Genomic DNA, 25455 nt, shown 5'->3' on the forward strand with positions numbered 1-25455 from the left:
CCCGCCCGTCACACCTCACGCCTCCCGCACGAGCCCCCGCACATCGGGCCACTCGGCCTCCGGCCCCTCACCACAGGAATGGATCTCCAGCCCGGACAGATATCCGTCCCGGGTGAAGACGAGCACCCCGGCCGCGTCATCGGACTCCGGCCAGAAGGCGGAGGCCACCGGACTGTCGTGCCCGGGAGCCGCCGCCACGGCCTCCCGGTCGACGGCCAGATCCACGCTCACGCACCCACAAGCACACCGCCCGGTCACCCGTACGTACGGAACCTGGGCCCGCAGCGCGGCGAGCACGGGCCCGTCCCCGGCCAGCAGCACACCGAGGACGGCAGCGGCCGGGGGCGCGAGGCCCTCCTCACCCGACGACCGCATCGACCTCCACCTCGACCAGCCACTCGGCCTCGATGAACCGCGACACCTCGACGAAGGTGCAGGCGGGCAGTACGTCGGCGAACCGCTCACCGTGCGCGCGTGCGGCCTCCTCCCAGCGGGTCACGTCGGTGAGCATGACGCGCGTACGCACCACGTCCCCGACCGAGGCCCCCGCCTCCTTCAACGCGGCCTCCGCCACGTCGAGGCACCGCACCGTTTGGGCGTACACGTCCCCCGCGCCCACGGTCGTACCGTCGTCGCCGATCGGCGCGGTACCGGCGACGGCGACGTACGCACCCTGCCGGACCGCCCGCGAGAAACCGATCCGGGGTTCCAGCGGCGACCCGGACCTGAGGACCCGCCGCCCGCTCTCGCCGCTCAAGCCCCCTCACCCACCGCGGCCCAGGCCTCGACCTCCACCCGGAACTCCGGGTGGACAAGACCCGACACCTGCACCAGGGAGCAGGCGGGCGGCCGGGCCGGATCCTGGTGCTCGTCCCGTACGCGGCGGAAGGCGGCCAGATCGCCGAGGTCGGTCAGGAACACGGTCAGCTTGACCACGTCGCGCAACCCGGAGCCCGCCGCTTCGAGGGCGGCCGCCAGATTCGCGTACACCTGCCGGATCTGCGCCTCGGCGTCCCCCTTGCCGACCAACTGCCCGGTGGCGTCCACCGGAACCTGCCCGGAAACGACGACCATGGGCCCGCCGAAGGCCACGGCGTGGCTGTAGCCGTTGACGGGCGGGGTCCCTTCGGGGTGTATGTGGTGCTGCGGCATGGCTGGGACATCTCCTCGTATCGACGCGTACTCGAAACGGTAGGCGATGCCCCCCACCCCCTCCGAAGGGACAACCCCCTCACCGAGGCATGAAGCGCCCCAACTCCCGCGCCCGCCCGACCAACTCCTCCTGCCAGGCCCCACCCTCCGGCGGCACGGACACGCCACCGACCGACGAAACCTGCACGTCCCACACCTCGCCACTGGTCGTCCCGCCCGCGAGCCGCCCCCAGTCCACGACGACCCCCGCCCGCCCGGCGAGAACGAGCACGGTCGCCACGAACCCCTCGGAGAGGGCGAGGATGATGGCGTGGCCGGTGGCGCGGTGCCGTGCCAGCAGGGCGTGGACGAAGGCGCCGAAGACGACGGGATCGACCTGACACTCGTCGTTCTCCATGACTCCGATGCCCGACGGAACCCCCAACACACCCTCGAACACCTCCACTTGGCGGCAGAAGAGCAGGGCGGCGTCGTCGGACGGATTCCACAGGGTCTCGTCCCCCATGTCGAAGTACTGACTCACCGAACCTCCTGGAACCGGCCGCACCGCGGGCGTGACGTAAGGAGTCTCAGGCATCGCTCGAAAACCCTTTGAGCCACGAGGCCCTGGGCCGTTACCTTGCTGCGGCAGTCCGTCGTCCAGGCAGGGAAGTGCCCTTGTACACCAAGTGAGACACCCCAAGCGCTGATTCCCAGTACGCCGCACCTCGTGCGCCGTACGACTTTTCGCTGCGGATTTCTCACTGAAACCGGTGTGCCACTGTGTCTATGACCTGGGTGGTCGTTCCCACCTGCCTGCCTCTCATCGTCCGCCGCTGCCACACGTGCGCCGCCGACCGCTTCCGGGCGATCGGCAAGTTCCGTGTCAACGCGAACCACAAGCTCCTCGACGTATGGCTCCTCGCGAACTGCACCTCGTGCGGGGAGACCGCCAAGTTCACGGTCTTCGACCGGGCGCACGTACGCTCCATCCGCCCCGAGGTTCTGGATCGCCTGCACGCCAACGACCCCGCTCTCGCAGCCGAGTTGCTCCAGGACCCCCGTGTACTCCGCCTCAACCGCATCGCCCTCGACTGGGCCGGCGCCTGGCGCCTCGACGCCGACGTACCGCCTCAGCACGGGGAAGGGTCGGACGAGGCCGTCGACGTCTCGGTGGTCTTCGGGGCGCGGATCCCTGTGCGTCCGGTGCGGCTGATCGCCGAGGTGTTCGGGATGTCGCGGGGCGAGGTGGAGAGACTGATCGACGAAGGCAGAGCCGTCGCGGCGATCCGCCTGACGGGCAAGGTCTCCGGCGACTTCACCTTCACGCTCAAGCCCTGACCCCGCGCCCCACACGCACAGGGGCCCACCCGGCAACATCCGCCGGGCGGGCCCCATGAGACGTTTGGGTACCGTGCTCGCGTGTCAGACGAACCCATATCCATCACCTTCACCCGCGACCAGGCCCTGGTGCTCTCGGACTGGCTCTACCGGGCGATCTACCAATCCGACGCACTGAACGCCCTGTTGGCGTCGGACCGCGCGGTCTGGTCCCCGATCTACACACTCTCCGGAACGCTGGAAACCACACTCACCGAGACCTTCGCACCGGACTACGACGACCGCCTGAAGGCGGCGGGTCAACGCCTGCTGGCCGGGATGTACGGACCGGAGGGCGAGGGGGGCGAAGAAGGCGAAGAAGGCGAGGAAGCGGCGCCGGGGGAGGCGTCTTCCTGATCCGCTTCCGTCAGTTGTCCGCCGGGGTCGGGGCCGGGGCCAGGCCCGTCGGGCAGGAGACGCCCCAGTTGGTTTCGAACGGGGCCTTCAGCGTGACGCCCGTGCCGCCGATGCCGCAGTAGCCGTCCGGGTTCTTGTCCAGGTACTGCTGGTGGTACGGCTCCGCCGGGTAGAAGGGGTTGGCGGCGGCCGGGAGGATTTCGGTGGTGATGGTCTTGAAGCCGGAGCTGGTCAGGACCTCCTGGTACGCCTTGCGGGAGGCCTCCGCGATGGCGGCCTGTTCCGGGGAGTGGGTGTAGATCGCGGAGCGGTACTGGGTGCCCACGTCGTTGCCCTGGCGGAAGCCCTGGGTGGGGTTGTGGGACTCCCAGAAGAGCTTGAGCAGGGTGGCGTACGAGGTGACGGCGGGGTCGAAGACCACCCGGACCACCTCCGTGTGGCCGGTGAGGCCCGAGCAGACCTCTTCGTAGGCGGGGTTCACCGTGCTGCCGCCCTGGTAGCCGGCCAGGGTCGTCCACACGCCCTTGGCCTGCCAGAACTTCCGCTCCGCGCCCCAGAAACAGCCCAGGCCGAAGTCCGCGACCTCCAGGTGGGAGGGGTACGGGCCGGACAGCGGGTTGCCGAGGACCGTGTGCCGGGACGGGACGTCGAATTCCGGGGTCGCGCGGCCCTTCAGGGCCTGCTCGGGGGTCGGGAGCTGCGGCGTACGGCCGAAGAGCATGGTTCCTCCAGGGACAACAGGCGTGTTCGGCCAGTACAACGCGGCGGGGACGGCGGGGATTCCCGCGGCGGGGTTTCCCCGCCCCGCCCCGGCCCCTCGTACCGGGTCAGCCCCGCAGCGTCGCCGGGCTGCCCCCGTTCGCCTCGTACCCCGCCACCGCTAGGTTCCGGTGCAGCGTGTAGTCCGCCGCCGGGTCCGGGTTGTGGGTCCAGGGGAGGGCGCCCACGTAGCCGTCCACCGCCGCGATCTGCTTGACCGCCTCCTGCCAGCGCTCCGAGCGGACCAGGAAGAGCACCAGCATGTGGCGGACGTGCGCCAGCATCGGGTCGTCCGGGCGGGCCGCGTGCACGGCGTAGAGCGCGCCCTCCATCGCCCGGCTCACCACCGCGCTCCGGTAGAAGTCGTTGACCAGGATCACCTCGGGGAGGTGGTCGTAGACCGAGAAGAGGGGCAGGGCGGCGAGCAGCGAGCCCTGCGGGGCGCGCGAGGCCGCGTGGGTCGCGAAGGTGTCCGCCTCGGCGCGCGAGCCGTGCCACTTCTCGGAGAGGTAGTGCAGGGCGACCAGGTGCGCGCCCAGGTGCGTCGGTGCGCGGTCGAGCACCTTCGCCCACAGCTGGTCGAACTCCGGCCGCGGGTAGCCCAGTCCGCGCGCGATGGAGAGCTCGATGATGTACGGGACCGGGTCGCCGGGGGCCAGCAGCCTGGCCTGCTCGCAGAGGCCGCGGGCCTCCTCCAGGATGATGCGGAAGTCGTCCTTGCCCGACGACGAGGACCGCCAGGCCTGCTGGACCAAGAATTCCGCGTGAACTTCCGCGCCCCCCGCGTCCTTCGGGGACTCCGACCGCCAGTCCCGCAGCCACCGGCCGCCCTCGCCCGGCCGCTGGGCCAGTTCCAGCGAGGCCGCGCCCGCGAAGGACTGCACGCGCTGCCAGCGGACCTCGCCCTCCTTGGGCGTTCCGGCCAGCAGCTGGGAGGCCGCCCGCCAGTCCTGGGTGCGCTGTACGACCTCCAGTACGTCAAGGAGGTCCTGGTCCGGGCCCGGCAGCCGGACGTCCAGTTCCTCCTGGAGGGCGAAGCCGTAGTCCGTGGGGTCCGCCGCGTCGGGCGACCCCGGTGCGGCCAGCCGGATGCCGCCCCGCCTGCGCATCAGAATCGGACCGAGGGCGGCGCCCAGCAGGATCGCCGCGATCAGGAACCAGAGAATCTCCATACGGCCATTGTCCCGGACAACGGACGTGGCACGCCGGACGGCGAACTACCCTCGCTCCCATGAGCCACGACAGCGGCGCAGAGCGCGCCTTCGAGACCCTCGCCATCCACGCCGGCAACACCGCCGACCCGCTGACCGGCGCCGTCGTCCCGCCGATCTACCAGGTGTCCACGTACAAGCAGGACGGCGTGGGCGGACTGCGCGGCGGTTACGAGTACAGCCGCAGCGCCAACCCCACCCGTACCGCCCTGGAGGAGAACCTCGCCGCTCTGGAGGGCGGCACCCGCGGCCTCGCCTTCGCCTCCGGGCTGGCCGCCGAGGACTGCCTGCTGCGTACGCTGCTCTCGCCCGGCGACCACGTGGTCATCCCCAACGACGCGTACGGCGGCACCTTCCGGCTGTTCGCGAAGGTGGTGTCGAGGTGGGGCGTCGAATGGTCGGTGGCCGACACCTCCGACCCGGCGGCGGTACGGGCCGCGCTGACGCCCCGTACCAAGGTCATCTGGGTGGAGACGCCCTCCAACCCGCTGCTCGGCATCACCGACATCGCCGCCGTCGCCGGGATCGCGCGCGGCGCCGGGGCCCGCCTCGTCGTCGACAACACCTTCGCCAGCCCCTACCTCCAGCAGCCGCTGGCCCTCGGCGCCGACGTCGTCGTGCACTCGATGACCAAGTACATGGGCGGGCACTCGGACGTGGTCGGCGGCGCGCTCGTCACCAACGACGCCGGCATCGCCGAGGAACTGGCCTTCCACCAGAACGCCATGGGCGCGGTCGCCGGGCCCTTCGACTCCTGGCTGGTGCTGCGCGGCATCAAGACCCTCGCCGTCCGCATGGACCGGCACAGCGAGAACGCGACCCGGATCGTCGACATGCTGACCGTCCACCCCAAGGTCACCCAGGTCCTCTACCCGGGGCTGCCCGAGCACGCGGGCCACGAGGTCGCCGCCAAGCAGATGAAGTCCTTCGGCGGGATGGTGTCCTTCCGCGTCGAGGGCGGCGAGGAGGCCGCCGTGGAGGTGTGCAACCGGGCGCGGCTGTTCACCCTCGGCGAGTCGCTGGGCGGCGTCGAGTCGCTGATCGAGCATCCCGGCCGGATGACGCACGCCTCGGTGGCCGGTTCCGCGCTGGAGGTGCCCGCCGACCTGGTACGGCTCTCCGTCGGCATCGAGTCCGGCGACGACCTGATCGCGGACCTCAAGCAGGCGCTCGGATAGGGGAGTCGGGGGCTTCCTGGAGCACGTTGGAGCCTGCCGGAGCCTGCCGGAGCCCGCTAGAGCCCGCCCACCGGCGGCGTGCTGTCCGCCGGTGGGGCCAGCCACGGTTCCGCGATCGACGCCCACACCAGGAACGCCACCAGCACCACCACCGCCAGGCACCACAGCACCCGGCGCACCGCCCGGCGCCTGCGCCTGCGCCGTACACCGCGCTCCGACGCCCGTGCCAGCAGATCCGCCGGTACGGGCGGGTGCGGGGCCCGCTCCAGGAGCAGCCGGACCTCGTCCTCCTTCTGCTTGCGGGCGGCGGTCACCGGGCGCCCACCGGGCGGGGCTCCGGGGCCGGTCTCTCCTTTCGTACGCGCCCGCTCTCGTGCTCCGCGTACACCTGGGCCACCGCCCGTGCGCAGAGGGCCCGCACCCGCTGTGCGGGCAGGCCCAGCTGGGCGGCGGTCTGCTCCTCGGGGACGCCCTCGTACAGCCGCAGCACCACGATCAGCCGCTCCTGCGGGGTGAGCGACCGCAGCAGTCCGCCGGGACGGTCCCGGTGGCGCAGGGCCCGGTGGTGCCAGCTCCGGTGGTGCCAGGCGCTGCGGGCGAAGCGGGCGGCGAGTTCCTGGCGGGTGCGGTCGTACGGGTCCTCGCCGCGCAGGCCCTCCCAGCGGGAGTACGTGGTGGCCAGGGCGGCGGCGAGGAGCTCCTGGGCGCGCGGGTTGGCGTCCGCAGGCTCGGCCGTCAGCAGGGTCGCGGCATGCAGCAGCCGGCCCGTCGCGCCCGCGACGAAAGCCTCGAACTCCCTTGCGTGGCGCCTCTGTCGGGCCGCCTCGCGCTCGCTCACCCTTGACTCCCCGGCTCCTTCTCCGCCCTGCTGCTCCTCATATGAGGACAGTGGTCAGGTCAGGTCAAGGGGTTGGCGCCGGGAGCCTGCGCGAGGGGGTCAGGAAGCGGGCGGGGCCTCGGCCGTGCTCGCCGACTGGCGGGCGGAGAGCGCCGAGTTGAAGCGGGTCAGCAGCGTGGTGAACGCCGCGCGCTCGTCCTCGCTCCAGCCGTCCGTCACCTGCGCCATCAACTCGCGCCGCGAGGAGCGCACTTCGTCGAGCCTGGCCTGGCCGCGCGGCGACAGCTGGAGCACCACCGCGCGCCCGTCCTCCGGGTGCGAGGTGCGCTTCACGAGGCCGCTGTCGACCAACGGTGCGACCTGCCGGGTCACCGTCGACGAGTCGATGCCCATGCCCGCGGCGAGCGCCTTGACACCCATCGGGCCTTCCTGGTCGAGCCGGTTGAGCAGCAGGTAGGCCGCGCGGTCCATCGAGTTGCGGACCTGGCCGACGCCGCCGAGGCGGGTCTGTTCCGCACGCCGGGCGAAGACGGCCACCTGGTGCTGGAGGGCGTCGAGGAGACCGGCGGCGGGGTCGGTCGTCATGTCCTGGGTGGGGGGCATGGCTCGGGCTCTCTTCGTGCGGTGGTCGGTTGGTGCGCCAAGGGTACGCGGATGGCGCGTGACCCGTACCGGCGCTGCGCAAACCTGTGGATAACTTCGTGACGAAAGGCCCTTGCGCCGGGCCGCCGAACGCTCCCGCCGGGCCGGTGGGGCACGGCCGACGTGCGGCTTCGCGGTTGCGGCGAACCTGCCAGACTGGCCGCCATGAACTACCGCACTCCCGGCATCCCCGCTCCCGCCCTGATCCTGGACGACGTGCGCGGCGCCCAGAAGATGCTCTCCGGGGTCGCCAGGTGTACGCCCATGGAGGGCAGCCGCTTCCTCACCGGCCTGGTCGGCTCGCCGGTCCACCTCAAGTGCGAGAACCTCCAGCGCACCGGCTCCTTCAAGCTGCGCGGCGCGTACATCCGGATCGCGGGGCTCTCCCCGGAGCAGCGGGCCGCCGGAGTGGTCGCCGCGAGCGCGGGCAACCACGCGCAGGGCGTCGCCCTGGCCTCCTCGCTGCTCGGGGTGCGCTCCACGGTGTTCATGCCGGTCGGCGCACCGCTGCCGAAGGTCGCGGCCACCCGGGAGTACGGCGCGGAGGTGAGGCTGCACGGGCAGGTCGTCGACGAGACGCTGGCCGCCGCGCAGAGCTACGCGCGCGAGACCGGGGCGGTCTTCATCCACCCCTTCGACCACGCCGACATCATCGCCGGACAGGGCACGGTCGGCCTGGAGATCCTGGAGCAGTGCCCCGAGGTCCGGACGATCGTCGTCGGGGTCGGCGGCGGCGGGCTCGCGGCGGGCATCGCGGTCGCGGTGAAGGCGCTGCGGCCCGACGTGCGGATCATCGGCGTACAGGCGGAGGGGGCGGCGGCCTACCCGCCCTCGCTGGCCGCGGGCCGGCCCACCTCCCTCGACTCGCTCCACACCATGGCGGACGGCATCAAGGTGGGCCGCCCCGGCGACGTGCCGTTCGGCATCGTGGCCGAACTCCTGGACGAGGTAAGGACGGTGAGCGAGGACGAGCTGTCGTCCGCGCTGCTGCTCTGCCTGGAGCGGGCCAAGCTGGTGGTGGAACCGGCCGGGGCCAGCCCGGTGGCGGCACTGCTCGCCCGGCCGGAGTCCTTCGAGGGCCCGGTGGTGGCGGTCCTGTCGGGCGGGAATGTCGACCCGCTTCTGATGCAGCGCACTTTGCGGCACGGAATGGCGGCCGCCGGTCGTTATCTGTCGCTCAGGTTGCGCTTGACGGACCGTCCGGGATCGCTCGCGAATCTTCTCGGAGTGTTGTCAGTGGCGGACGCTAACGTCGTCGACGTGAGCCACGCACGGACCGACCCGCGCCTTGGACTCACCGAAGTGGAGGTCGAGTTGCAGCTGGAGACGAAGGGGCCCAAGCACTGCACGGAGGTCCGCGAGGCGCTCCGGGACGCGGGATATCTGGTGGTGCCGTAGGGCCGGAGAGGGCACCCTGAGGTGCCTTGCGCGACCTCCGCCGCCACTCCCCGGCAAAGCCCGGCAATCCCCGGACAATGCCCGGCAACCCCTTCTCCAGACGCGATGTATCGCGTTATGGTGTGTCTCGCGCATGAGCTTCGCCGGGCGCCGATCGCCCGGCAAACCTAAAATTCGCGTAGGAACCCACCCACAAACTGGGGGAACCCTTATGCCAGGCGCCATCTACGCCGAGGGTCTGGTCAAGACCTTCGGCAACGTAAAGGCTCTGGACGGCGTCGATCTCGATGTCCCGGAGGGCACCGTCCTCGGCCTGCTCGGGCCGAACGGGGCGGGCAAGACGACCACCGTCCGAGTGCTCACCACTCTGCTCCAGCCCGACAGCGGCCAGGCCGTCGTCGCGGGGATCGACGTACTGAAACATCCCAACGAGGTCCGCCGCTCCATCGGCCTCTCCGGCCAGTTCGCCGCCGTCGACGAGTACCTCACCGGCCGCGAGAACCTCCAGATGGTCGGCAGGCTCTACCAGATGCCTGCCAAGGCGGCCAAGGTCCGCGCGGCCGAACTCCTGGAGCGCTTCAACCTCGCCGACGCCGCCGACCGCCCCGCCAAGACGTACTCCGGTGGCATGCGGCGCCGCCTCGACCTCGCGGCGGCCCTGGTCGTCTCGCCGCCCGTGATGTTCATGGACGAGCCCACCACCGGCCTCGACCCCCGCAACCGGCAGCAACTCTGGGAAGTCATCCAGGACTTGGTCGCGGGCGGCACCACCCTCCTGCTCACCACCCAGTACCTGGAGGAGGCCGACCACCTCGCCCACGACATCTGCGTCATCGACCACGGCAAGGTCATCGAACGAGGCACCTCCGACCAGCTCAAGGCCCGCACCGGCGGCGAGCGCATCGAGGTCGTCGTCCACGAACGCGAACACATCGCACTCGCCGACGAGGTCCTGCGCGGTTTCGGCAAGGGCGACACCAAGGTCGAACAGCACACCCGCAAACTGACCGTCCCGGTCACCGGCGGCGCCAAACTGCTCGCCGAGGTCATCCGCGAACTCGACGCCAGGGGCGTGGAGATCGACGACATCGGCCTGCGCCGCCCCACCCTCGACGACGTGTTCATCTCCCTCACCGGCCACGCGGCGGAGGTCGAGGATTCCGAGTCCGACGGTGCGTCCGAGGACCCGTCGCTGCGAGAGGTGGCGAAGAAGTGAGCATCGTTGCTGACCGCATCCCGGCCCCGGCACCCAAGAGCGCCTTCACGCAGTCGGTCACCGACTCACTGGTGGTCGCCAAGCGCAATCTGATCAGGATGATGCGCATCCCCGAGATGGTCATCTTCGGGCTGATCCAGCCGATCATGTTCGTGGTGCTCTTCACCTACGTCTTCGGCGGCTCGATCGTCATCCCCGGTGCCGACCCGGCCCAGTACCAGCAGCAGTACCGCGAATTCCTGATGGCGGGCATCTTCGCGCAGACCGTCACCTTCGCGACCGCCGGCGCGGGAGCCGGCATCGCCGACGACATGCACAAGGGCCTCATCGACCGCTTCCGGTCCCTGCCCATGGCGCGCGGCGCGGTCCTCACCGGCCGCACCCTCGCCGACCTCGTGCAGACCGCGCTCACCCTGGTCGTACTGGCCCTGGTCGCGCTGCTGATCGGCTGGCGCACCCACGAGGCGATCCCCAAGGTGCTGGCGGGCTTCCTCCTGCTGCTGCTCCTGGGGTACGCGTTCTCCTGGATCGGCGCGCTGATCGGCCTGTCCGTACGCACCCCGGAGGCGGCGACCTCGGGCGGACTGATCTGGCTCTTCCCGCTGACGTTCATCTCGAACGCGTTCGTGCCGGTCAACGGCATGCCGACGTTCCTCCAGCACGTCGCGGAGTGGAACCCCTTCAGCGCGACGGTGCAGGCGGCCCGCGAGCTCTTCGGCAACACCATCGAGGGCAGGCCCGTCTCGGTCACCGGTGCCTGGCCGATGGAGCACGCGATCTGGGCTTCGCTGATCTGGTCGGTCCTGATCATCGTGGTCTTCCGGACGCTCGCCGTCCGCAAGTACCGCTCGGCGACCGTCTGAACCGTAGGTACGCGAGAGCCCCCGGCACACAGTGGATGCCGGGGGCTCTCGTACGTACGACTGGGTACGACTGCGTACGACTACGTACGACGGAGACTCAGCCCTGGTAGGGCGTCGCCGCCAGGATGCGGACCATGGCCTTCTTGCCGTTCGGCAGCTCGTACTCGGCGTCCTCGCCGACCTTCTTGCCGATCACGCCGGTACCCAGCGGGGACTGCGGCGAGTAGGTCTCGATGTCCGCGCTCGGGTACTCGCGGGAGGCGAGCAGGAATGTCATCGTGTCGTCCTCGTCGCCGTCGAAGGCGATCTTCACGACCATGCCCGGAGCCGCTTCACCGCTGGTGGTAGGGGCCTCGCCGACCTTGGCGCGCTCCAGGAGCTGCTTCAGCTGGCGGATGCGGAGCTCCTGCTTGCCCTGCTCCTCCTTGGCCGCGTGGTACCCGCCGTTCTCACGGAGGTCGCCCTCCTCGCGGGCAGCAGCGATCTTCGCAGTGATCTCACCGCGCGCCGGACCCGACAGGTACTCCAGCTCTTCCACGAGCTTGTTGTACGACTCCTGGGTCAGCCAGGTGACGTCGTCGCTGGTCTGGGTCACAGGTGCTCCTCGAAGTTACGGATAACAAAGCATCGCCCTACCCCAGAAGGATGTGCCTCCACGGGCGGGCGAAACCACGAGCCTAACAATTCGATGCCCCGAGGGGGAGGAGTAAAACTGTCAGAGCTGTATCAATGCAGGTCAGCGGCGGATCAAGGGGTGGCGAACCGGGGGCGCCAGGGCTACCGGAGGAGGCGTTCACCGGCATTCACCGGCGTGCGCCGCAGCGTGGCGGCCGTGTGGCTACCGGCGGTCGGCCGTGCAGCTCACCAGCTCCGCGCTGGTCGCCTTCTCCGTCGTACGGATCGGGTAGATCTCGTCGATCCGCGACTCGCCCCGCTGGTCGATCCGGACGTCCTTGCGGCCGACCTCCGCGCCGCTCCGGGCGATCGCACGCACCGTGCAGGTCCCGGTCGTGTCGGAGCCCTTGCGGATCTCCAGATGGACGCGGACCTCGGTGTCCGAGGACTTCAGGTCGAACTTGATCAGCTCGGCGCTGATCTGCTGCTTGGTGATGTAGCCGTACCCGATCCAGCCGACGAGCAGGAGCAGCAGCACTCCCAGCACCCCGCCCAGGATCTTCAGCTTGCGGTCGGCCTGCTGGTCGGCGGTACGGCCGTAGCGCCCCTCGGGCACCCCGCCGGTACCCGTCGCCTCGTCACGTACCGCGTTCATGTGGTGATCCTCCGGCTGTGAGGGCGCTCAGGAGCGAACGCCTCCTTCCGAAGCTAACCAGACCGCCGCCGCGACGGTGGTGCGGGGGTTGAACGGCATGCGGCCCTCAGTGGGCAGTGCGGTCGGGATTCCCGTGCGGTGAGGTTGAGGCGTTGCGGTTGTCGCGCGGTGGTTCGGTGTCCACCCCTGTCGTTCGGAGGGCCATCTCCAGCATGTGAACCAGTTCGGAGTTGAGGGAACGGTGCTCGCTCTTGGCGTGCGCGTTCAGTCGGTCGTGAAGGCCTCGGGGGAGGCGGAGAGTCAGCCGGACTTCATTGGTCATGGTGCTATTCTGACACCATGGCGACACCAAGGGCGGTGAGCGGGGCCGGGCAGGCCCGGTACACCTACAGGCTCCGAGTGTCGTCCACCGCGCTCACGGCGATGCGGGGCGAGTGGGACCGGTGCCGGTGGATCTGGAACGAGTGTTCCGCAGCAGCAGGTGATCAGGGACTTCGGAAAAGCACGCGCGAAGGCACTGAAGGACATGAAGGACCGTGTCCCGGGCGGGCGTCGTGCGGGTCTGCCCAGAAACAAGGAGAAGCGCAAGGCGCTGCCGACGCTGAGCTACACCCGGCGCGGTTTCCGACTGAGGAACGGGCGTCTGCACCTCGCGGGTGGTATCTCCCTGACTGTCGTGTGGTCGAGGGGTCTCCCCGCGGAACCGTCGTCCGTGCGTGTCTTCCAGGACACCCTCGGTCACTGGTACGCCTCGTTCGTGGTGCCCGTCCGAGTCCAGTCGCTCCCCGCCACCGGACGTGTGATCGGCATCGACTGGGGAGTGAGGGAGACCGCCACCACCAGCAGTGATGCCTATGACCTTCCCCATGCCGAGCACGGTAGGAACGCTGCGGCGAAGCTCACGCTCCGGCAGAGGGAGATGGCCCGCAGGAGGCCGCCGAAAGGCAAGCCCGGTTCGAAGGGGTACCGCAGGGCCACGAGGCAGGCGGCAAAGCTCTGCAAGAAGGTTGCGCGGCAGAGGCAGGACACGGCCCGGAAATGGGCGAAGTCCGTCGTCCGGGACCACGACGCGCTGGCGGTGGAGGACTTCAGACCGAAGTTCCTCGCCAAGACCACCATGGCCCGCAAGGCCGCAGACGCCGCCATCGGCGTCACCAAGGCGGCTCTGGTGGAGATGGGCCACAAGCACGGACGTACCGTGCACCTGGTAAACCCCGCGTACACCACGATGGACTGCGCACAGTGCGGAGCGAGAGCCAAGCACGCACTGCCGCTGGGTGAACGTACCTACACCTGCACCGCATGCGGAGCCGTCTCGCCCCGGGACAAGAATTCCGCACGTGTGATGCTCGTCCGGGCAGGTCTGAACCCGGCTGGTACCGATCGCGGAAGACCTGGTGGGACGCAGTCCCGGCAGGCGGCGTGAGCCAGATATTCCCGTCTCAGCCGAGGGGGAAATTTATCCCTGGCAGCTGCGGGAGCAGACAATATAGGAGCCGCACATTCGCGCCGATTCACCGAGGGCGCCCGGATCACCGAGGATCAAGATCTTGTCTGAGCAGCTGCGCTTGATGGCCGTGCACGCCCACCCCGACGACGAGTCGAGCAAGGGTGCCGCCACCATGGCGAAGTACGTGTCCGAGGGGGTGGACGTCCATGTCGTGACCTGCACGGGCGGGGAACGCGGCTCCATCCTCAATCCGAAGCTCCAGGGCGACAAGTACATCGAGGAGCACATCCACGAGGTACGGCAGAAGGAAATGGCCGAGGCCCGCGAGATCCTCGGGGTGAAGCAGGAGTGGCTCGGCTTCGTCGACTCCGGGCTGCCCGAGGGCGACCCGCTGCCGCCGCTGCCCGAGGGCTGCTTCGCGCTGGAGGACGTCAACGAGGCGGCCGGCCGCCTGGTGAGGTCCATCCGCGCGTTCCGCCCGCAGGTCGTCACGACGTACGACGAGAACGGCGGCTACCCGCACCCCGACCACATCATGACCCACAAGATCACGATGGTGGCCTTCGAAGGGGCCGGTGACCCGGCGGCCTTCTCCGAGGAGGAGTTCGGGCCGGTCTGGCAGCCGCTGAAGCTCTACTACAACCAGGGCTTCAACAAGCCGCGCACCGTCGCCCTGCACGAGGCACTGCTCTCGCGCGGCATGGAGTCGCCGTACGGGGAGTGGCTGGAGCGCTGGAAGGAGTTCGAGCGCGAGGAGCGGACGCTGACCACCTTCGTGCCGTGCGCCGACTTCTTCGAGATCCGCGACAAGGCGCTCATCGCGCACGCCACGCAGATCGACCCGGACGGCGGCTGGTTCCGCATCCCCATGGAGATCCAGAAGGAGATCTGGCCGACCGAGGAGTACGAGCTCGCGAAGGCTCTGGTGCCGACTTCCCTCCCCGAGAGCGACCTCTTCGCGGGCATCCGCGACAATGCATAGGTGAACGTTTCCCTGGCAATGACTCAGTTCGTCCAGCTTGCCGCCGACGACACCTTCGACAAGAACAAGGTGACCCCGGGAATTCTCGGGTTCCTCGTGTTCGCGGCGCTGGCGGTGGGTGTGTGGGCGCTGATGAAGTCGATGAACAGGCACATGGGCAAGGTCGCCTTCGAGGAGGCGCCGGACCCGGACGCGGTGATCCCCGCGCAGGAGGGCAAGGCGGAGAAGGTGGTGGCCGGGTCGGCCAAGCCGTCGGCCGCGGGGCCCCCGGCCGCCAAGGCTTCGGCGGCCGAACCCTCGGGCAAGAAGTCCAAGGGCTCGGCCAAGGGCCCGGCCAAGGGCGAATAGCCCGCTGCCGGGGGGCGGTGAATGTGGCTACGGCTGCTTCACCGCCCCCACCGGCACGCCCATCACCTCCCGCGAATGCCGGTTGGGCACCATCCCCAGCCGCCACGCCTGCCACCCCGCCGCCGGGTCGGGCCCCCGCGCCAGCACCGCCCGGTACGCCTGGGCGCAGTCGCTCAGGCGCTCGTCGCGCGTCGGGTGCGGGTCCGCGAGCAGTGCCGCGAGCTCGGCCAGCGCGCGCTCGCTGCCCGTGTCCGGGCCCGCCGGGTCGGCGTACGGCAGCAGGGTGCAGCGCAGGAAGCGGGCCCAGTCGCCGCCGCGCCTGTCCTCGTACGAGGCGAACAGCTCCACGGTCTCGTCGCACAGCGCGAGCGCCTGCCCGGGCCGGCTGTTGCCCGCGTCGATGACGGCGAGCTCCAGGACCGTCCAGGCCTCGCCGTGCGCGACGCCGATGCGGCGGAAGTCCTGGCGGGCGTCGGTCAGCAGCTGCCGGGCGAAGCCGGAGTTGCGCAGGTTTCCGGTCTGTACGGCGCGCTGGTCGCGGGTGACGCGTCCCGAGTGGTGCCGCGCGCAGGCCAGCCCGTACACGTCGCGCATCCGCGAGAACATCGTCCGCGCGCGTTCCAGCTCCCGTACCGCCTGGTCGTGGTCGCCGCGCTCCTCCAGCGCCTGCCCCAGGTAGTACAGGGTCCACGCCTCGCCGCGCGCGTCCTCGTTGTCCCGGTGCCGGGACAGGGCCTGGCGCAGGCCGTCCGCCGCGGGCTCCGGGTCGCCCGCGACCAGCCGGGCGCGGGCGAGCTGGGTGAGGGCCCAGGCCTCGCCCCGGTCGTCGCGGGTACGTCCGTACAGGTCGAGGCCCGCCCTCAGCTCGACCTCGGCGCGCTGCACCTCACCCATCCGCAGGTACACCTGGCCGAGCTGGAAGTGTGCCCACGCCTGCCCGTGCAGCGACTCGCTGTCCAGGTGCAGGGACAGTGCCTCGGTCAGCAGCTCCAGCGCCACCGCCAGGGACGCCCGGTCGCGCTCCACGGCGGCCAGCGCGTGCAGGTTCCACGCGCGGTCGCCCGCGAGCGAGGGCGCCGACTGGAGGTCGAGTGCCTCGCGCAGCTTCGCCGCCGCCTCGGGGAGGTTGCCCTGGTGGTGCAGGGTGATGCCGAGCGAGCCCAGCGCCCTGGCCGCGCCCGCCTCGTGCTGTGCCTCGAAGTAGAGGTCGACGACGGAGCTGAGGGTCGTACGGGCCTTGTCCAGCTCGCCGAGCTGCCGCGCGGCGATGCCGGTCCGCCACTGCACGGAACGTACGAGCAGCCCCTGGTCGACGGCCTGGGTCAGCTCGCTGATCTCGCCGAGCCGGTACAGGTCGCCGCGCAGCAGGCAGTAGTCGCACAGCGCGCCGAGCAGATTGAGCACGAGGCCCTGGTCGACGCCCTCCGCGTGCCGCAGCGCCGCCGTGATGAACGAGGACTCGTCGTCCAGCCAGCGCAGCGCCGCGTCCAGCGAGGTGAAGCCGTAGGGGCCGAAGTGGTCGGCGCGGGTGGAGTTCTTGCCGTCGACGAGGCGGATCACCGAGTCGGCGAGCTCCCCGTAGTTCTGGATGAGACGTTCCTGCGCGGCCGTCCGCTCGGCCGGTTCCTCCTCGTCGACGAGCCGGGAGTACGCGAAGGAGCGCACCAGGTCGTGCAGCCGGTAGCGGCTGCCCCGCACGTGGTCGATGAGGCCCGCCGCCGCCAGCTCCGCGAGCAGCCGCCGCGCCTCCTGCTCGTCGGTGGCCAGGAGGGCCGCCGCCGCTGCGGCGCCGAGACTGGCGCGCCCCGCGAGGGACAGCCGCCGCAGCAGCCGCCGGCTCTGGTCGGACTGGTCGGCGTAGCGCAGGAACAGCGCCCGCTCGACCGGACCGAGCGCGTCGCGCGGCCCGTACGCGGCGAGGTCGTTCGCCAGGGTGCGCGCACTGCGCTCCTGCCCGAGCGAGGAGGCCGCGATCCGCAGCGCGAGGGGCAGCCCGCCGCACAGCTCCCGCACCCGGTCGGCGGCCTCGCCGTCGTACGGCCCGTACCGCCCGTCCGGCTCGACGGCCTCCACCCGCATCAGCTCCTCCGCGCCCGCCTCGTCGAGCGGCTCCACGGCCAGCTGGTGCACCCAGGCCGGGGTGTCGTCGGGGAGGGCGAGCGGGGCGCGCGCGGTGACCAGCACCAGGCTGTCGGACCGCTCGGGGATCAACGTCCGCACCTGCTCGGGATCGCTCGCGTCCTCCAGTACGACGGTGACCGGAAGCCCGGTCAGGTGCTGGTGGTAGAGATCGGTGAGCCGCTTCAACTGCTGTTCCTGGCTGGCCCGTTCGGACCGCTGGTCGCGGAAGAGGAGCTGGTCGCGCGGCGCCCCGAGCCGGTTGAGGAGGTGCAGGAGCGCGTCCCTGGTCGGCCGGGGCGTCTCGGTGCGCCCCGGCGCCCCGCTGCGCAGATCGACCACGCAGGCACCCCGGAACTGGTCCCGCAGCCCGTGCGCGGCCCGCACGGCGAGCGTGGAACGCCCCGATCCGGGCTCCCCGTACAGCACCACCACCGTCGGCCGCGTCTGGGTGCTCGCCCGTGCGGCGTGCACCCACCGCGCGATCTGTGCCATCTCCGTCCGCCGCCCGGCGAAGGTCCCTTCCGACTCCGGCAGGTGCCCGAACGACTGCTCCAGTACGGACCTGCGCCGCGCGGCGGCACTCCGGTTGGTCCCCTTCGGCACCCCCAGCTGCCCCGGCACCGGCTTCTTCGACGCCCCCGGCACCCGGGCGGCCGCCGCCATCATGCGCTGCTGGTCCAGGTACGGCCGTACGCCCCGCACCTCCAGCGCGGTCAGCCACTGGAGCTTCAACTGCTCGGGCCCGCCCGGCTGTCCGAACGCCCCGGCCCGCCGGTGCGCGGCCGGCCAGTGCGAGGCGGTCACCTTGGCGACGGTCGCCCCGGCGCCCGCGACGGCCACCACGGCACCGGCGGCCAGCGCGGTCCCGGTCGCGGTCCCCAGCGCCAGATCGGCCACGGCGGCGGCGACGGCCGCAACTGCCGTCACCAGTACGGGAGTTCCGACACTTGCCCTGCTGAAACGTTCCGACAGGGGCTTCTGCCCGGCGCCCGCCGCGTCCAGCGCCCGTACGTAGGCCGCGTACTCCTCGGCCGCCGGGGCGGCCAGCTCGTCCAGCATTCCCCGGGCCCGCACCAGCAGCGCCCGCCCGTCGGTCCGCCCCCCGGACCGCCGCACCTCTTCCTCGACCGCCCGTACCAACAACCGCTCAGCTTCCACCCGATGGCTTTCCCGCATGATGCGTCCCCCTCAGAAGCGCCTGCCCGGCTGTGTCAAGTGTCCTGCCAGACAGGCGTCCGCGCGAGTGAGCGGGTGAAGGCGGCGGGACAGGGACTGGGCAGGGACAGGAATCCGTGGGCGGCAGTCCGGTGCGGTCGGGGGCGCGTGGCGGCGAGGTGCGCGGGGCGCCCCGTGCGGGATCCCGGCGACGCGTTCGGGGACCTGCCCGGGACCCTGTGAGAGGCTGGTTCCCATGAACCGGCTGGCTGGTGTGACCTCGCCTTATTTGCTTCAGCACGCGGACAATCCGGTCGACTGGTGGCCCTGGTCGCCGGAGGCCTTCGAGGAGGCACGGCGGCGGGACGTCCCCGTGCTGCTGAGCGTGGGATACAGCGCCTGTCACTGGTGCCACGTGATGGCGCACGAGTCCTTCGAGGACGAGGCGACCGCCGCCCTCATGAACGAGAACTTCGTCTCCGTCAAGGTCGACCGCGAGGAGCGCCCGGACGTCGACGCCGTCTACATGGAGGCCGTCCAGGCGGCCACCGGCCAGGGCGGCTGGCCGATGACCGTCTTCCTCACCCCGGACGCCGAACCCTTCTACTTCGGTACGTACTTCCCGCCCGAGCCCAAGCACGGGATGCCGTCGTTCCCGCAGGTCCTGGAGGGTGTGCGGGCCGCCTGGACCGGGCGGCGGGCGGAGGTCGCCGAGGTTGCCGGGAAGATCGTCAAGGACCTGGGGGAGCGGTCGCTGGCGTTCGGGGCCCCGGAGGGTTCCGCGCTGCCGGGGGAGGAGGAGCTCGCGGCGGCGCTGCTCGGGCTGACCCGGGAGTACGACGCGGTGCGCGGCGGATTCGGCGGCGCGCCCAAGTTCCCGCCGTCCATGGCCCTGGAGTTCCTGCTGCGGCACGCGGCGCGCACCGGCTCCGAGGGCGCCCTGCAGATGGCGTCCGACTCGTGCGAGGCGATGGCCCGCGGCGGCATCTACGACCAGCTCGGCGGCGGCTTCGCCCGCTACTCGGTGGACCGCGAGTGGGTGGTCCCGCACTTCGAGAAGATGCTCTACGACAACGCGCTGCTGTGCCGGGTCTACGCGCACCTGTGGCGGGCCACGGGCTCGGACCTGGCGCGGCGGGTGGCGCTGGAGACGGCCGACTTCCTGGTACGTGAACTGCGCACGGGCGAGGGCGGGTTCGCGTCCGCCCTCGACGCCGACAGCGACGACGGTACGGGGCGCCACGTCGAGGGCGCGTACTACGTCTGGACCCCGGAGCAGCTGCGGGAGGTACTGGGCGAGGACGACGCGCGGCTGGCGGCGGAGTACTTCGGCGTGACGGCGGACGGCACCTTCGAGGAAGGCTCCTCGGTCCTCCAACTCCCGCAGACCGACGCCACCTTGGCCGACGCCGACCGCATCGCCTCGATCCGCGAACGGCTGCTCGCCGCACGGTCGGAGCGCCCCGCCCCCGGCCGCGACGACAAGGTGGTCGCCGCCTGGAACGGCCTCGCGATCGCGGCGCTCGCGGAGGTGGGCGCGTACTTCGACCGCCCGGACCTGGTGGAACGCGCCACGGAGGCGGCGGACCTGCTGGTCCGGCTCCACCTGGACGACCACGCCCGGCTGTTCCGCACCTCCAAGGACGGGCGCGTGGGCACGAACGCGGGCGTGCTGGAGGACTACGCCGATGTGGCGGAGGGCTTCCTGGCACTGGCGTCGGTCACGGGGGAGGGGGCGTGGCTGGAGTTCGCGGGATTCCTGCTCGACCACGTACTGATGCGGTTCGTCGGGGAGGGAGGCGTCCTGTACGACACGGCACACGACGCCGAGAAGCTGATCCGGCGCCCGCAGGACCCGACGGACAACGCCACGCCGTCGGGCTGGACGGCGGCAGCGGGCGCGCTGCTCTCGTACGCCGCCCACACGGGCTCCGAAGCGCACCGCCAGGCGGCGGAAGGGGCGCTGGGCGTGGTGAAGGCGCTCGGCCCGAGGGCCCCGCGCTTCATTGGGTGGGGTCTGGCGGTCGCGGAGGCGGCACTGGACGGGCCGCGGGAGGTCGCGGTGGTGGGCGCGGCGTCGGACCCGGCGGCCCGCACCCTGCACCGAACGGCGCTGCTGGGCACGGCGCCGGGAGCGGTGGTGGCGTTCGGCCCCGCGCCCGGAACGGAATTCCCGCTGCTGAAGGACCGCCCGGAGGGGGCGTACGTGTGCCGGCACTTCGTGTGCGCGGCGCCGACTTCGGATGCGGGGGTGCTGGGGGAGCAGGTGGGGGCGACGCGGAGCTGAGGGGTGTTGTGGGTGGGGGGGCAGGTGGCGGGCCCGGCCACGGCCGGTGGTCAAGGTGCGGGTTCGATGTGGCTGGCCGCGCAGTTCCCCGCGCCCCTGAGTACTCAGGGGCGCGGGGCTGTGTCGATTTGCGGCTCCGCCGCGCGGGCGCGAGCAACCACCCACCGGCCCGCGCGTAAGGAACCCCCGGCCCCGCGGCCAGCGGTTCAGGGAAGGGGCGGGGAGGGGCACTCGCCCGCCGCAGGCGCGACCCGCTCGAACCGCGCGGGAGGCAACCCCCGCCCCACCCCCCTCCCGTACAGCCACCCGTCCACCACCAGAAACCGCCCCGCGAACACGATCGCCATGCTCAGCGCCGTCGCCGCGACCGGCGACAAGGACGCCCACGTCACCAGGAGCGCGGTCAGCGGGATCCGCGCCAGCAGGTCCAGGTTGCCGACCGCCGCGAAGGTCAGGAGGCGGGCGGGCCACGGCCGGTCACCGCGCTGCGTGCGGTAGAGGAGCGCGTCGACCAGGACGAAGTTCCAGAGCAGGCCCGCCTGGTTGGCGATGATTTCGGCGGGGGCGTAGTGCATGTCCCCGGGCGAGGTCAGCAACCAGAGCAGAGCCAGGTTCGGCAGGAAGCCGGAGAGGCCGATCAGCCCGAAGACGGCGAGCCTGGCCCGCGCGTCCGACGTCCGCAGCGTCACCAGGTGGCGCAGGAAGCGGAACCCCTCGCGGAGCGTCGACTTGGACTCACCGGCATGGCGTTCGCCGAATTCGTACGGGACTTCGGCGATGCCGTGCGGCCGGCACCGTACCGCCAGCTCCAGCAGGATCTTGTAGCCGAGCGGCTGGAGGGCCGAAGAGCCACCGTCACCACCACCCCCCGCCCGCTCCACCGCGCGCCGCCGGATCGCGAAGAACCCGCTCATCGGATCGCTCAGCCCCCGCAGCGCACGCGGGAAGAGCGCCTTGGTGAGGAGCGTGGAGGCGCCTGACACCGCCGTCCGGTACCCGCCCGCGAGCCCGGCCCTGCTGCCGCCCGCCGCGTACCGGCTCGCCACCACCAGTTCCGCCGCCGTCTCCTCGCCACGGCGGATCAACTCCGGTACCAGTTCCGGCGGATGCTGGAGGTCCGCGTCGATGACCACGATCCACGGGGCGCGGGCCAGGGCGATGCCCTCGACCACCGCGCCGCCGAGACCGGCGACCGGAGCCGCACGGTGGTGCAGTACGACTGTCAACAGGCAGGCCACGGCGGCCCGTTCGATCACCTCGCAGGTGTCGTCCGTGGAGTCGTCCGCGAAGATCACCTCTGCGGTGAGCGGCGAGTACGCCAGCGCCGAGGTCAGCCGACGGAGCAACTCCTCGACGTTTCCCGCCTCGTTGAAGGTCGGTACGACGACGGAGACGTCGACGGGACACAAGCCCCCGCCCCCGCCCCCGCCCCCGTCCCGCTCCCCGGGAGCATCGTGCGGATCCGGCGTCGTCATCGGACCTCCCCGGACCGTCCGCCACTCCCCGCGCGCACCACCGGCGCCGCCTCCAAGTGTGCGCCCACGTGCGACGTCAGCTCCCAGTCGCGCCGCCCCGTGTACTCCCGCCACACCGCCCGCAGCGCCGCCGCCGCGAGGACCACCGCGTACAGCGGGCCGCCGATCAGCAGCTTCACGTAGTTCCAGAAGCCGATCCGGAATCCGTACTCGCGGCCGAAGTCGTGCAGCGCGACCCCCTCGAAGACCATCATCGCGGCCATCGGCACCATCGGCAGCCAGGCCACCAGCGCGATGGGAAGCGATACGCCGCCCACCCAGGCCAGCAGCAGCCCGAGCGGGATCATGATCCCGGTGGCCGCCTGGAGGAAGGGCGTGGAGAGGGTGTAGCGGGCGAGCACCCGCTGCTTCCAGCCCGGCAGGCGCCGCCATTCGCCCTTGCGCAGCACCTGGAGGAACCCCTGGTTCCAGCGGGTGCGCTGTTTGTAGAGGGCGTAGAGGGAGTCCGGTGTCTCCTCCCTCGTCACGAGTGCCGCGTGGTACGCCACGACCACCTTGGCGCCCCCGCTGGACAGCCGTACGCCCAGGTCACAGTCCTCGGCGAGGCAGTCCCCGTCCCAGCCGCCGGTCTCCCGCAGCAGTTGCGCGCGGACGAAGACGGTGTTGCCGCCCAGCGGGATGAACCCCTTGCGGGCGTGCAGGTGCAGCCGGCTGCGGAACCAGAAGAAGTACTCCAGGCAGTTGCGCAGGCTGTACCAACTGCTGTGGAAGTTCACCAGTTGTACGCCGCCCTGGACGACGTCCGCCCGGTCCCTGCGGAACGCGAAGTCGACATGGCTGAGCAGCTCCGGGTGGACGATGTCCTCCGCGTCGAACACCCCGATCACCTCGCCGCGCGCGTACGGCAGCGCCGTGTTGAGGGCGCGTGGCTTGTTCTTGACCTCGTGCGTGTCGACGATCGTCTGGACCATCTGCGGGTGTTCGGCGGCCAGTTGGTGCGCGATGGCGGCCGTGCCGGGGTCGTCGTGGCCGACGATCAGCACGATCTCGTACCCCGGGTGCTCGATCTTCAGCAGCTGTTCGACGGTGTGCCGCAGCACGGCCTCCTCGTGCCGGGCGGGGACCAGGAGTGAGAACGTCACTCCGTGCTGTCCGTCCGGCTCGGCGAATGCCGTCGATTCCAGCGTTTCCGGCGTACGCCAGGCATGGACCATCCACCACAGCGTGACGGCGGCGGTCGCCATCAGAACGAGCGAGTCCACTAAAAGGACAGCGGAAACCACGAATTTCCCCCTCTTTCCCCCTCGGGCCGATCCCCACGGCCCGTCCCCGTCCGGGAAGTTAGCAGGTCGCTTAAACGTGCGGCAATGAGGTGACTATGTGGTGGCTAGGGGGGTGGCTGTGCGCCGCCGGCAAGCGGAATGCGCATTCGATCTTCATCACTTCCGGAATGGAAGATTCTTCTTATGCCCTGTGGGCCGGTGTGTCATGCTGCTGCCGTATGTCCAGGCCGGGGGGTCGGTGCTGGGCTCCGAGGACCAGGGGGGTACTCGGGCAAGCGGGGGGGGGGGTTCTCATGAGCAATGCCGTGCTGCGCCCAGGTGCTCAACCCGATAGGACGGGCCGGGATTTACGTACTGGGCACTCGGCATCCACATCCGTGTCGGTGGAGACAATTCCGGATTCCTTGAGCGGCATACCGGGAATTGTCACTCGCAGCACAAATTCCGCACCGGCCATCAGCCCCATTCGGCGGCTGTTCCAGCGGGATTTCATGTGGGTCACCCCGCTTCTGCTCGTCGTCGTCGCCGTCCGCGCGTGGAACATCGGCAATTACCCGTTCCCCAATGACGACGAGGGCACCTATCTCGCCCAGGCCTGGGCCGTCCAGAACGGTGAACTCGCCCACTACACCTACTGGTACGACCACCCGCCCTTCGGCTGGATCCAGCTCGCCGGCCTCTCCTGGCTGCCCGCCTGGCTCCTCCCCGACCTGCCGACCTTCGTGCAGGGCCGGATCGCGATGCTGCCCGTGGTTGCCGCCGGGGCCGTCCTGGTCTTCGTCGTCGGGCGCCGGATCGGCCTGAACCGGCCCGCCTCCGCCGTCGCGATGCTCGCATACGCACTGTCGCCGCTCGCGGTGACCCTGCACCGGCAGATCTACCTCGACAACTTCGCCGTCGTCTGGGCCCTGGCCGCCTTCGCCCTCGCCCTCTCGCCCCGCCGCCACCTCTGGCACCACGTCGCCGCGGGCTCCGCCTTCGCCCTCGCGATCCTCTCCAAGGAGACGATCGCCGTCCTGCTGCCGGTGCTCCTGGTGGCCCTGTGGCAGGGGAGCCATCCGCGTACCCGCACCTTCTCCTTCGCGGGCTTCGGCTCGGGACTGGTCCTGACCGGACTGTTCTATCCGCTGTACGCGACCCTCAAGGGCGAGCTGCTGCCCGGCGCCGGACATGTCTCGCTGCTGGGCACGCTCAAGTTCCAGCTGGGCGGCCGCGAGGGCAGCGGCTCCGCCTTCGAGGCCGGCACGGACGCCCACCGGCTCATCCTCGACTGGTTCGCCAGGGACCCGTACCTGCTGGTCGGCGGGTGTGCGGCGGCCGTACTCGCGCTCGCGGTGCGCAGGTTGCGGCCGGTCGCGCTCGCCGTCGTCGTACTGGCCCTGGTCGGGATCAGGCCCGGCGGCTACCTGCCGCAGATGTACGTCGCCCAGCTGCTGCCCTTCCTCGCGCTGGCGGTCACCGGACTCGGCCACGCCCTGCTCGTCCGGCTGCCCGCCCGGCACCGCAGGGCCACCCGCTTCCGTCTCGTCCGGCCACTGGTGGGTATCGCCGCGCTGGCGGCGGTGGCGGTCGCGATCACCCCGCACTGGTACGCCAAGAACCGGGCCACCGTCACGGGTGACGACAACGCCGTCTACTACGCCGCCTCGAACTGGCTGCGCAACGCCCCCGTCGCCGACCGCGCCCGTACCCGCGTCGTCACCGACGGCGTCCTGTGGCTGGACGCGGTCGACGCCGGATACCGGCCCGGCACCGGGGCCATCTGGCACTACAAGCTGGACCAGGACCCGGCCGTCACCGCGAAGATCCCGCGCGGCTGGCGGGACATCGACTACCTGGTGTCCACCCCCGCGCTGCGCGGCGAGCGGCAGAACCTGCCCACGCTGCGCGACCTGTTCGCGCACAGCGACCCGGTCGCCAGCTTCGGCGAGGGCGACGGCCGCATCGACATCCTCAAGGTCAGGAAATAGCGCCAACGGCAACAGCTAACGACAACAGCAACAGCAAGCAGGGGGGAATCAGTGAGAGGCAGCACCCGGCTCATACGTACAAGACCTGTACGTACAAGACCTGTACGCGGCAGACCAACAGCCACCAAATTCCGCTCAACT

General features: G+C 70.9%; 25 protein-coding genes and 1 pseudogene. 11 read left to right on the forward strand and 15 right to left on the reverse strand.

The genetic code is table 11. From position 1 onward, the window contains the following. Positions 1-15: 15 nt before the first annotated feature. From ACZ5PB_RS23815 to ACZ5PB_RS23830, 4 genes are all read right to left on the reverse strand, one after another. On the reverse strand, positions 16-375 hold the full coding sequence (locus ACZ5PB_RS23815; protein ID WP_468693738.1) for a hypothetical protein: 360 nt from the start codon (positions 373-375) through the stop codon (positions 16-18). Beyond that, positions 359-757: a RidA family protein gene (locus tag ACZ5PB_RS23820; RefSeq protein WP_468693739.1), complete on the reverse strand. Its 399-nt coding sequence runs from the start codon at positions 755-757 to the stop codon at positions 359-361. Before ACZ5PB_RS23820 ends, ACZ5PB_RS23815 begins: the two co-directional genes overlap by 17 nt. Beyond that, positions 754-1152, reverse strand: a complete 399-nt coding sequence (locus tag ACZ5PB_RS23825; RefSeq protein WP_468693740.1) for a RidA family protein — start codon at positions 1150-1152, stop codon at positions 754-756. Before ACZ5PB_RS23825 ends, ACZ5PB_RS23820 begins: the two co-directional genes overlap by 4 nt. Positions 1153-1231: 79 nt before the next feature. Beyond that, on the reverse strand, positions 1232-1675 hold the full coding sequence (locus tag ACZ5PB_RS23830) for a DUF6086 family protein (protein WP_468693741.1): 444 nt from the start codon (positions 1673-1675) through the stop codon (positions 1232-1234). A gap of 245 nt (positions 1676-1920) precedes the next feature. On the opposite strand from ACZ5PB_RS23830, the gene ACZ5PB_RS23835 reads away from it, so the two are divergent. Together ACZ5PB_RS23835 and ACZ5PB_RS23840 are read left to right on the forward strand one after the other, a co-directional pair. Continuing rightward, positions 1921-2472, forward strand: a complete 552-nt coding sequence (locus ACZ5PB_RS23835) for a DUF1062 domain-containing protein (RefSeq protein ID WP_468693742.1) — start codon at positions 1921-1923, stop codon at positions 2470-2472. Between the two features lie 81 nt (positions 2473-2553). Continuing rightward, positions 2554-2868, forward strand: a complete 315-nt coding sequence (locus ACZ5PB_RS23840; RefSeq protein WP_468693743.1) for a hypothetical protein — start codon at positions 2554-2556, stop codon at positions 2866-2868. A gap of 10 nt (positions 2869-2878) precedes the next feature. Here ACZ5PB_RS23840 and msrA read toward each other — a convergent pair whose 3' ends face one another. Continuing rightward, complete coding sequence (gene msrA, locus ACZ5PB_RS23845) at positions 2879-3589, reverse strand: peptide-methionine (S)-S-oxide reductase MsrA (protein ID WP_468693744.1); 711 nt, start codon at positions 3587-3589, stop codon at positions 2879-2881. 106 nt (positions 3590-3695) lie between these two features. Beyond that, positions 3696-4799, reverse strand: coding sequence for a tetratricopeptide repeat protein (locus tag ACZ5PB_RS23850; protein ID WP_468693745.1), 1104 nt, complete (start codon positions 4797-4799; stop codon positions 3696-3698). A 59-nt stretch (positions 4800-4858) separates the two neighbouring features. On the opposite strand from ACZ5PB_RS23850, the gene ACZ5PB_RS23855 reads away from it, so the two are divergent. Then, positions 4859-6016 carry a cystathionine gamma-synthase gene (locus ACZ5PB_RS23855; protein ID WP_468693746.1) on the forward strand — a complete coding sequence of 386 codons (1158 nt, stop codon included), beginning with the start codon at positions 4859-4861 and terminating at the stop codon, positions 6014-6016. A 56-nt stretch (positions 6017-6072) separates the two neighbouring features. On the opposite strand, the gene ACZ5PB_RS23860 is transcribed toward ACZ5PB_RS23855, so the two are convergent. From ACZ5PB_RS23860 to ACZ5PB_RS23870, 3 genes are all read right to left on the reverse strand, one after another. Continuing rightward, positions 6073-6330, reverse strand: coding sequence for a hypothetical protein (locus tag ACZ5PB_RS23860; protein ID WP_468693747.1), 258 nt, complete (start codon positions 6328-6330; stop codon positions 6073-6075). Continuing rightward, positions 6327-6854 carry a sigma factor-like helix-turn-helix DNA-binding protein gene (locus tag ACZ5PB_RS23865; protein WP_468693748.1) on the reverse strand — a complete coding sequence of 176 codons (528 nt, stop codon included), beginning with the start codon at positions 6852-6854 and terminating at the stop codon, positions 6327-6329. Before ACZ5PB_RS23865 ends, ACZ5PB_RS23860 begins: the two co-directional genes overlap by 4 nt. A gap of 99 nt (positions 6855-6953) precedes the next feature. Beyond that, positions 6954-7457, reverse strand: a complete 504-nt coding sequence (locus ACZ5PB_RS23870; RefSeq protein WP_468693749.1) for a MarR family winged helix-turn-helix transcriptional regulator — start codon at positions 7455-7457, stop codon at positions 6954-6956. 204 nt (positions 7458-7661) lie between these two features. On the opposite strand from ACZ5PB_RS23870, the gene ilvA reads away from it, so the two are divergent. The 3 genes from ilvA to ACZ5PB_RS23885 all read left to right on the forward strand — a co-directional run bounded on the left by ilvA (position 7662) and on the right by ACZ5PB_RS23885 (position 10973). Next, the gene (ilvA, locus tag ACZ5PB_RS23875; protein WP_468693750.1) at positions 7662-8894 is read left to right on the forward strand and encodes a threonine ammonia-lyase; all 1233 of its coding nucleotides are present in this window, start codon (positions 7662-7664) and stop codon (positions 8892-8894) included. A gap of 211 nt (positions 8895-9105) precedes the next feature. After that, entirely contained in the window at positions 9106-10110 is a 1005-nt protein-coding gene (locus ACZ5PB_RS23880; protein WP_468693751.1) for an ATP-binding cassette domain-containing protein, read from the forward strand. After that, the gene (locus ACZ5PB_RS23885; protein WP_468693752.1) at positions 10107-10973 is read left to right on the forward strand and encodes an ABC transporter permease; all 867 of its coding nucleotides are present in this window, start codon (positions 10107-10109) and stop codon (positions 10971-10973) included. The genes ACZ5PB_RS23880 and ACZ5PB_RS23885 overlap by 4 nt, the downstream gene beginning before the upstream one ends. A gap of 97 nt (positions 10974-11070) precedes the next feature. On the opposite strand, the gene greA is transcribed toward ACZ5PB_RS23885, so the two are convergent. From greA to ACZ5PB_RS23900, 3 genes are all read right to left on the reverse strand, one after another. Then, positions 11071-11568 carry a transcription elongation factor GreA gene (greA, locus tag ACZ5PB_RS23890; RefSeq protein WP_389243680.1) on the reverse strand — a complete coding sequence of 166 codons (498 nt, stop codon included), beginning with the start codon at positions 11566-11568 and terminating at the stop codon, positions 11071-11073. Between the two features lie 243 nt (positions 11569-11811). Then, positions 11812-12243 carry a DUF4307 domain-containing protein gene (locus tag ACZ5PB_RS23895; protein WP_468693753.1) on the reverse strand — a complete coding sequence of 144 codons (432 nt, stop codon included), beginning with the start codon at positions 12241-12243 and terminating at the stop codon, positions 11812-11814. Between the two features lie 106 nt (positions 12244-12349). Continuing rightward, complete coding sequence (locus ACZ5PB_RS23900; protein ID WP_468693754.1) at positions 12350-12565, reverse strand: Arc family DNA-binding protein; 216 nt, start codon at positions 12563-12565, stop codon at positions 12350-12352. A gap of 17 nt (positions 12566-12582) precedes the next feature. Between ACZ5PB_RS23900 and ACZ5PB_RS23905 the strand changes: the two are divergent. From ACZ5PB_RS23905 to ACZ5PB_RS23915, 3 genes and pseudogenes are all read left to right on the forward strand, one after another. Then, positions 12583-13669: pseudogene (locus ACZ5PB_RS23905) on the forward strand (RNA-guided endonuclease InsQ/TnpB family protein). 124 nt (positions 13670-13793) lie between these two features. Beyond that, complete coding sequence (gene mca, locus ACZ5PB_RS23910) at positions 13794-14675, forward strand: mycothiol conjugate amidase Mca (RefSeq protein ID WP_468693755.1); 882 nt, start codon at positions 13794-13796, stop codon at positions 14673-14675. Further along, the gene (locus tag ACZ5PB_RS23915) at positions 14676-15023 is read left to right on the forward strand and encodes a hypothetical protein (RefSeq protein WP_468693756.1); all 348 of its coding nucleotides are present in this window, start codon (positions 14676-14678) and stop codon (positions 15021-15023) included. 27 nt (positions 15024-15050) lie between these two features. Here the strand turns inward: ACZ5PB_RS23915 and ACZ5PB_RS23920 are convergent, their stop codons facing one another. After that, positions 15051-18320: a tetratricopeptide repeat protein gene (locus ACZ5PB_RS23920; protein WP_468693757.1), complete on the reverse strand. Its 3270-nt coding sequence runs from the start codon at positions 18318-18320 to the stop codon at positions 15051-15053. A gap of 235 nt (positions 18321-18555) precedes the next feature. On the opposite strand from ACZ5PB_RS23920, the gene ACZ5PB_RS23925 reads away from it, so the two are divergent. Then, a complete protein-coding gene (locus ACZ5PB_RS23925; protein ID WP_468693758.1) occupies positions 18556-20586 on the forward strand; it encodes a thioredoxin domain-containing protein in 2031 nt (676 codons plus the stop codon). Positions 20587-20792: 206 nt separating this feature from the next. Here ACZ5PB_RS23925 and ACZ5PB_RS23930 read toward each other — a convergent pair whose 3' ends face one another. Continuing rightward, positions 20793-21995, reverse strand: coding sequence for a glycosyltransferase (locus ACZ5PB_RS23930; protein ID WP_468693759.1), 1203 nt, complete (start codon positions 21993-21995; stop codon positions 20793-20795). Positions 21996-22057: 62 nt separating this feature from the next. Beyond that, on the reverse strand, positions 22058-23305 hold the full coding sequence (locus tag ACZ5PB_RS23935; RefSeq protein WP_468693889.1) for a glycosyltransferase: 1248 nt from the start codon (positions 23303-23305) through the stop codon (positions 22058-22060). Between the two features lie 530 nt (positions 23306-23835). Here ACZ5PB_RS23935 and ACZ5PB_RS23940 point away from each other — a divergent pair. Next, positions 23836-25314 carry an ArnT family glycosyltransferase gene (locus ACZ5PB_RS23940; protein ID WP_468693760.1) on the forward strand — a complete coding sequence of 493 codons (1479 nt, stop codon included), beginning with the start codon at positions 23836-23838 and terminating at the stop codon, positions 25312-25314. Positions 25315-25455: the final 141 nt, after the last annotated feature.

It is taken from the genome of Streptomyces sp. NPDC032721, assembly GCF_055579625.1.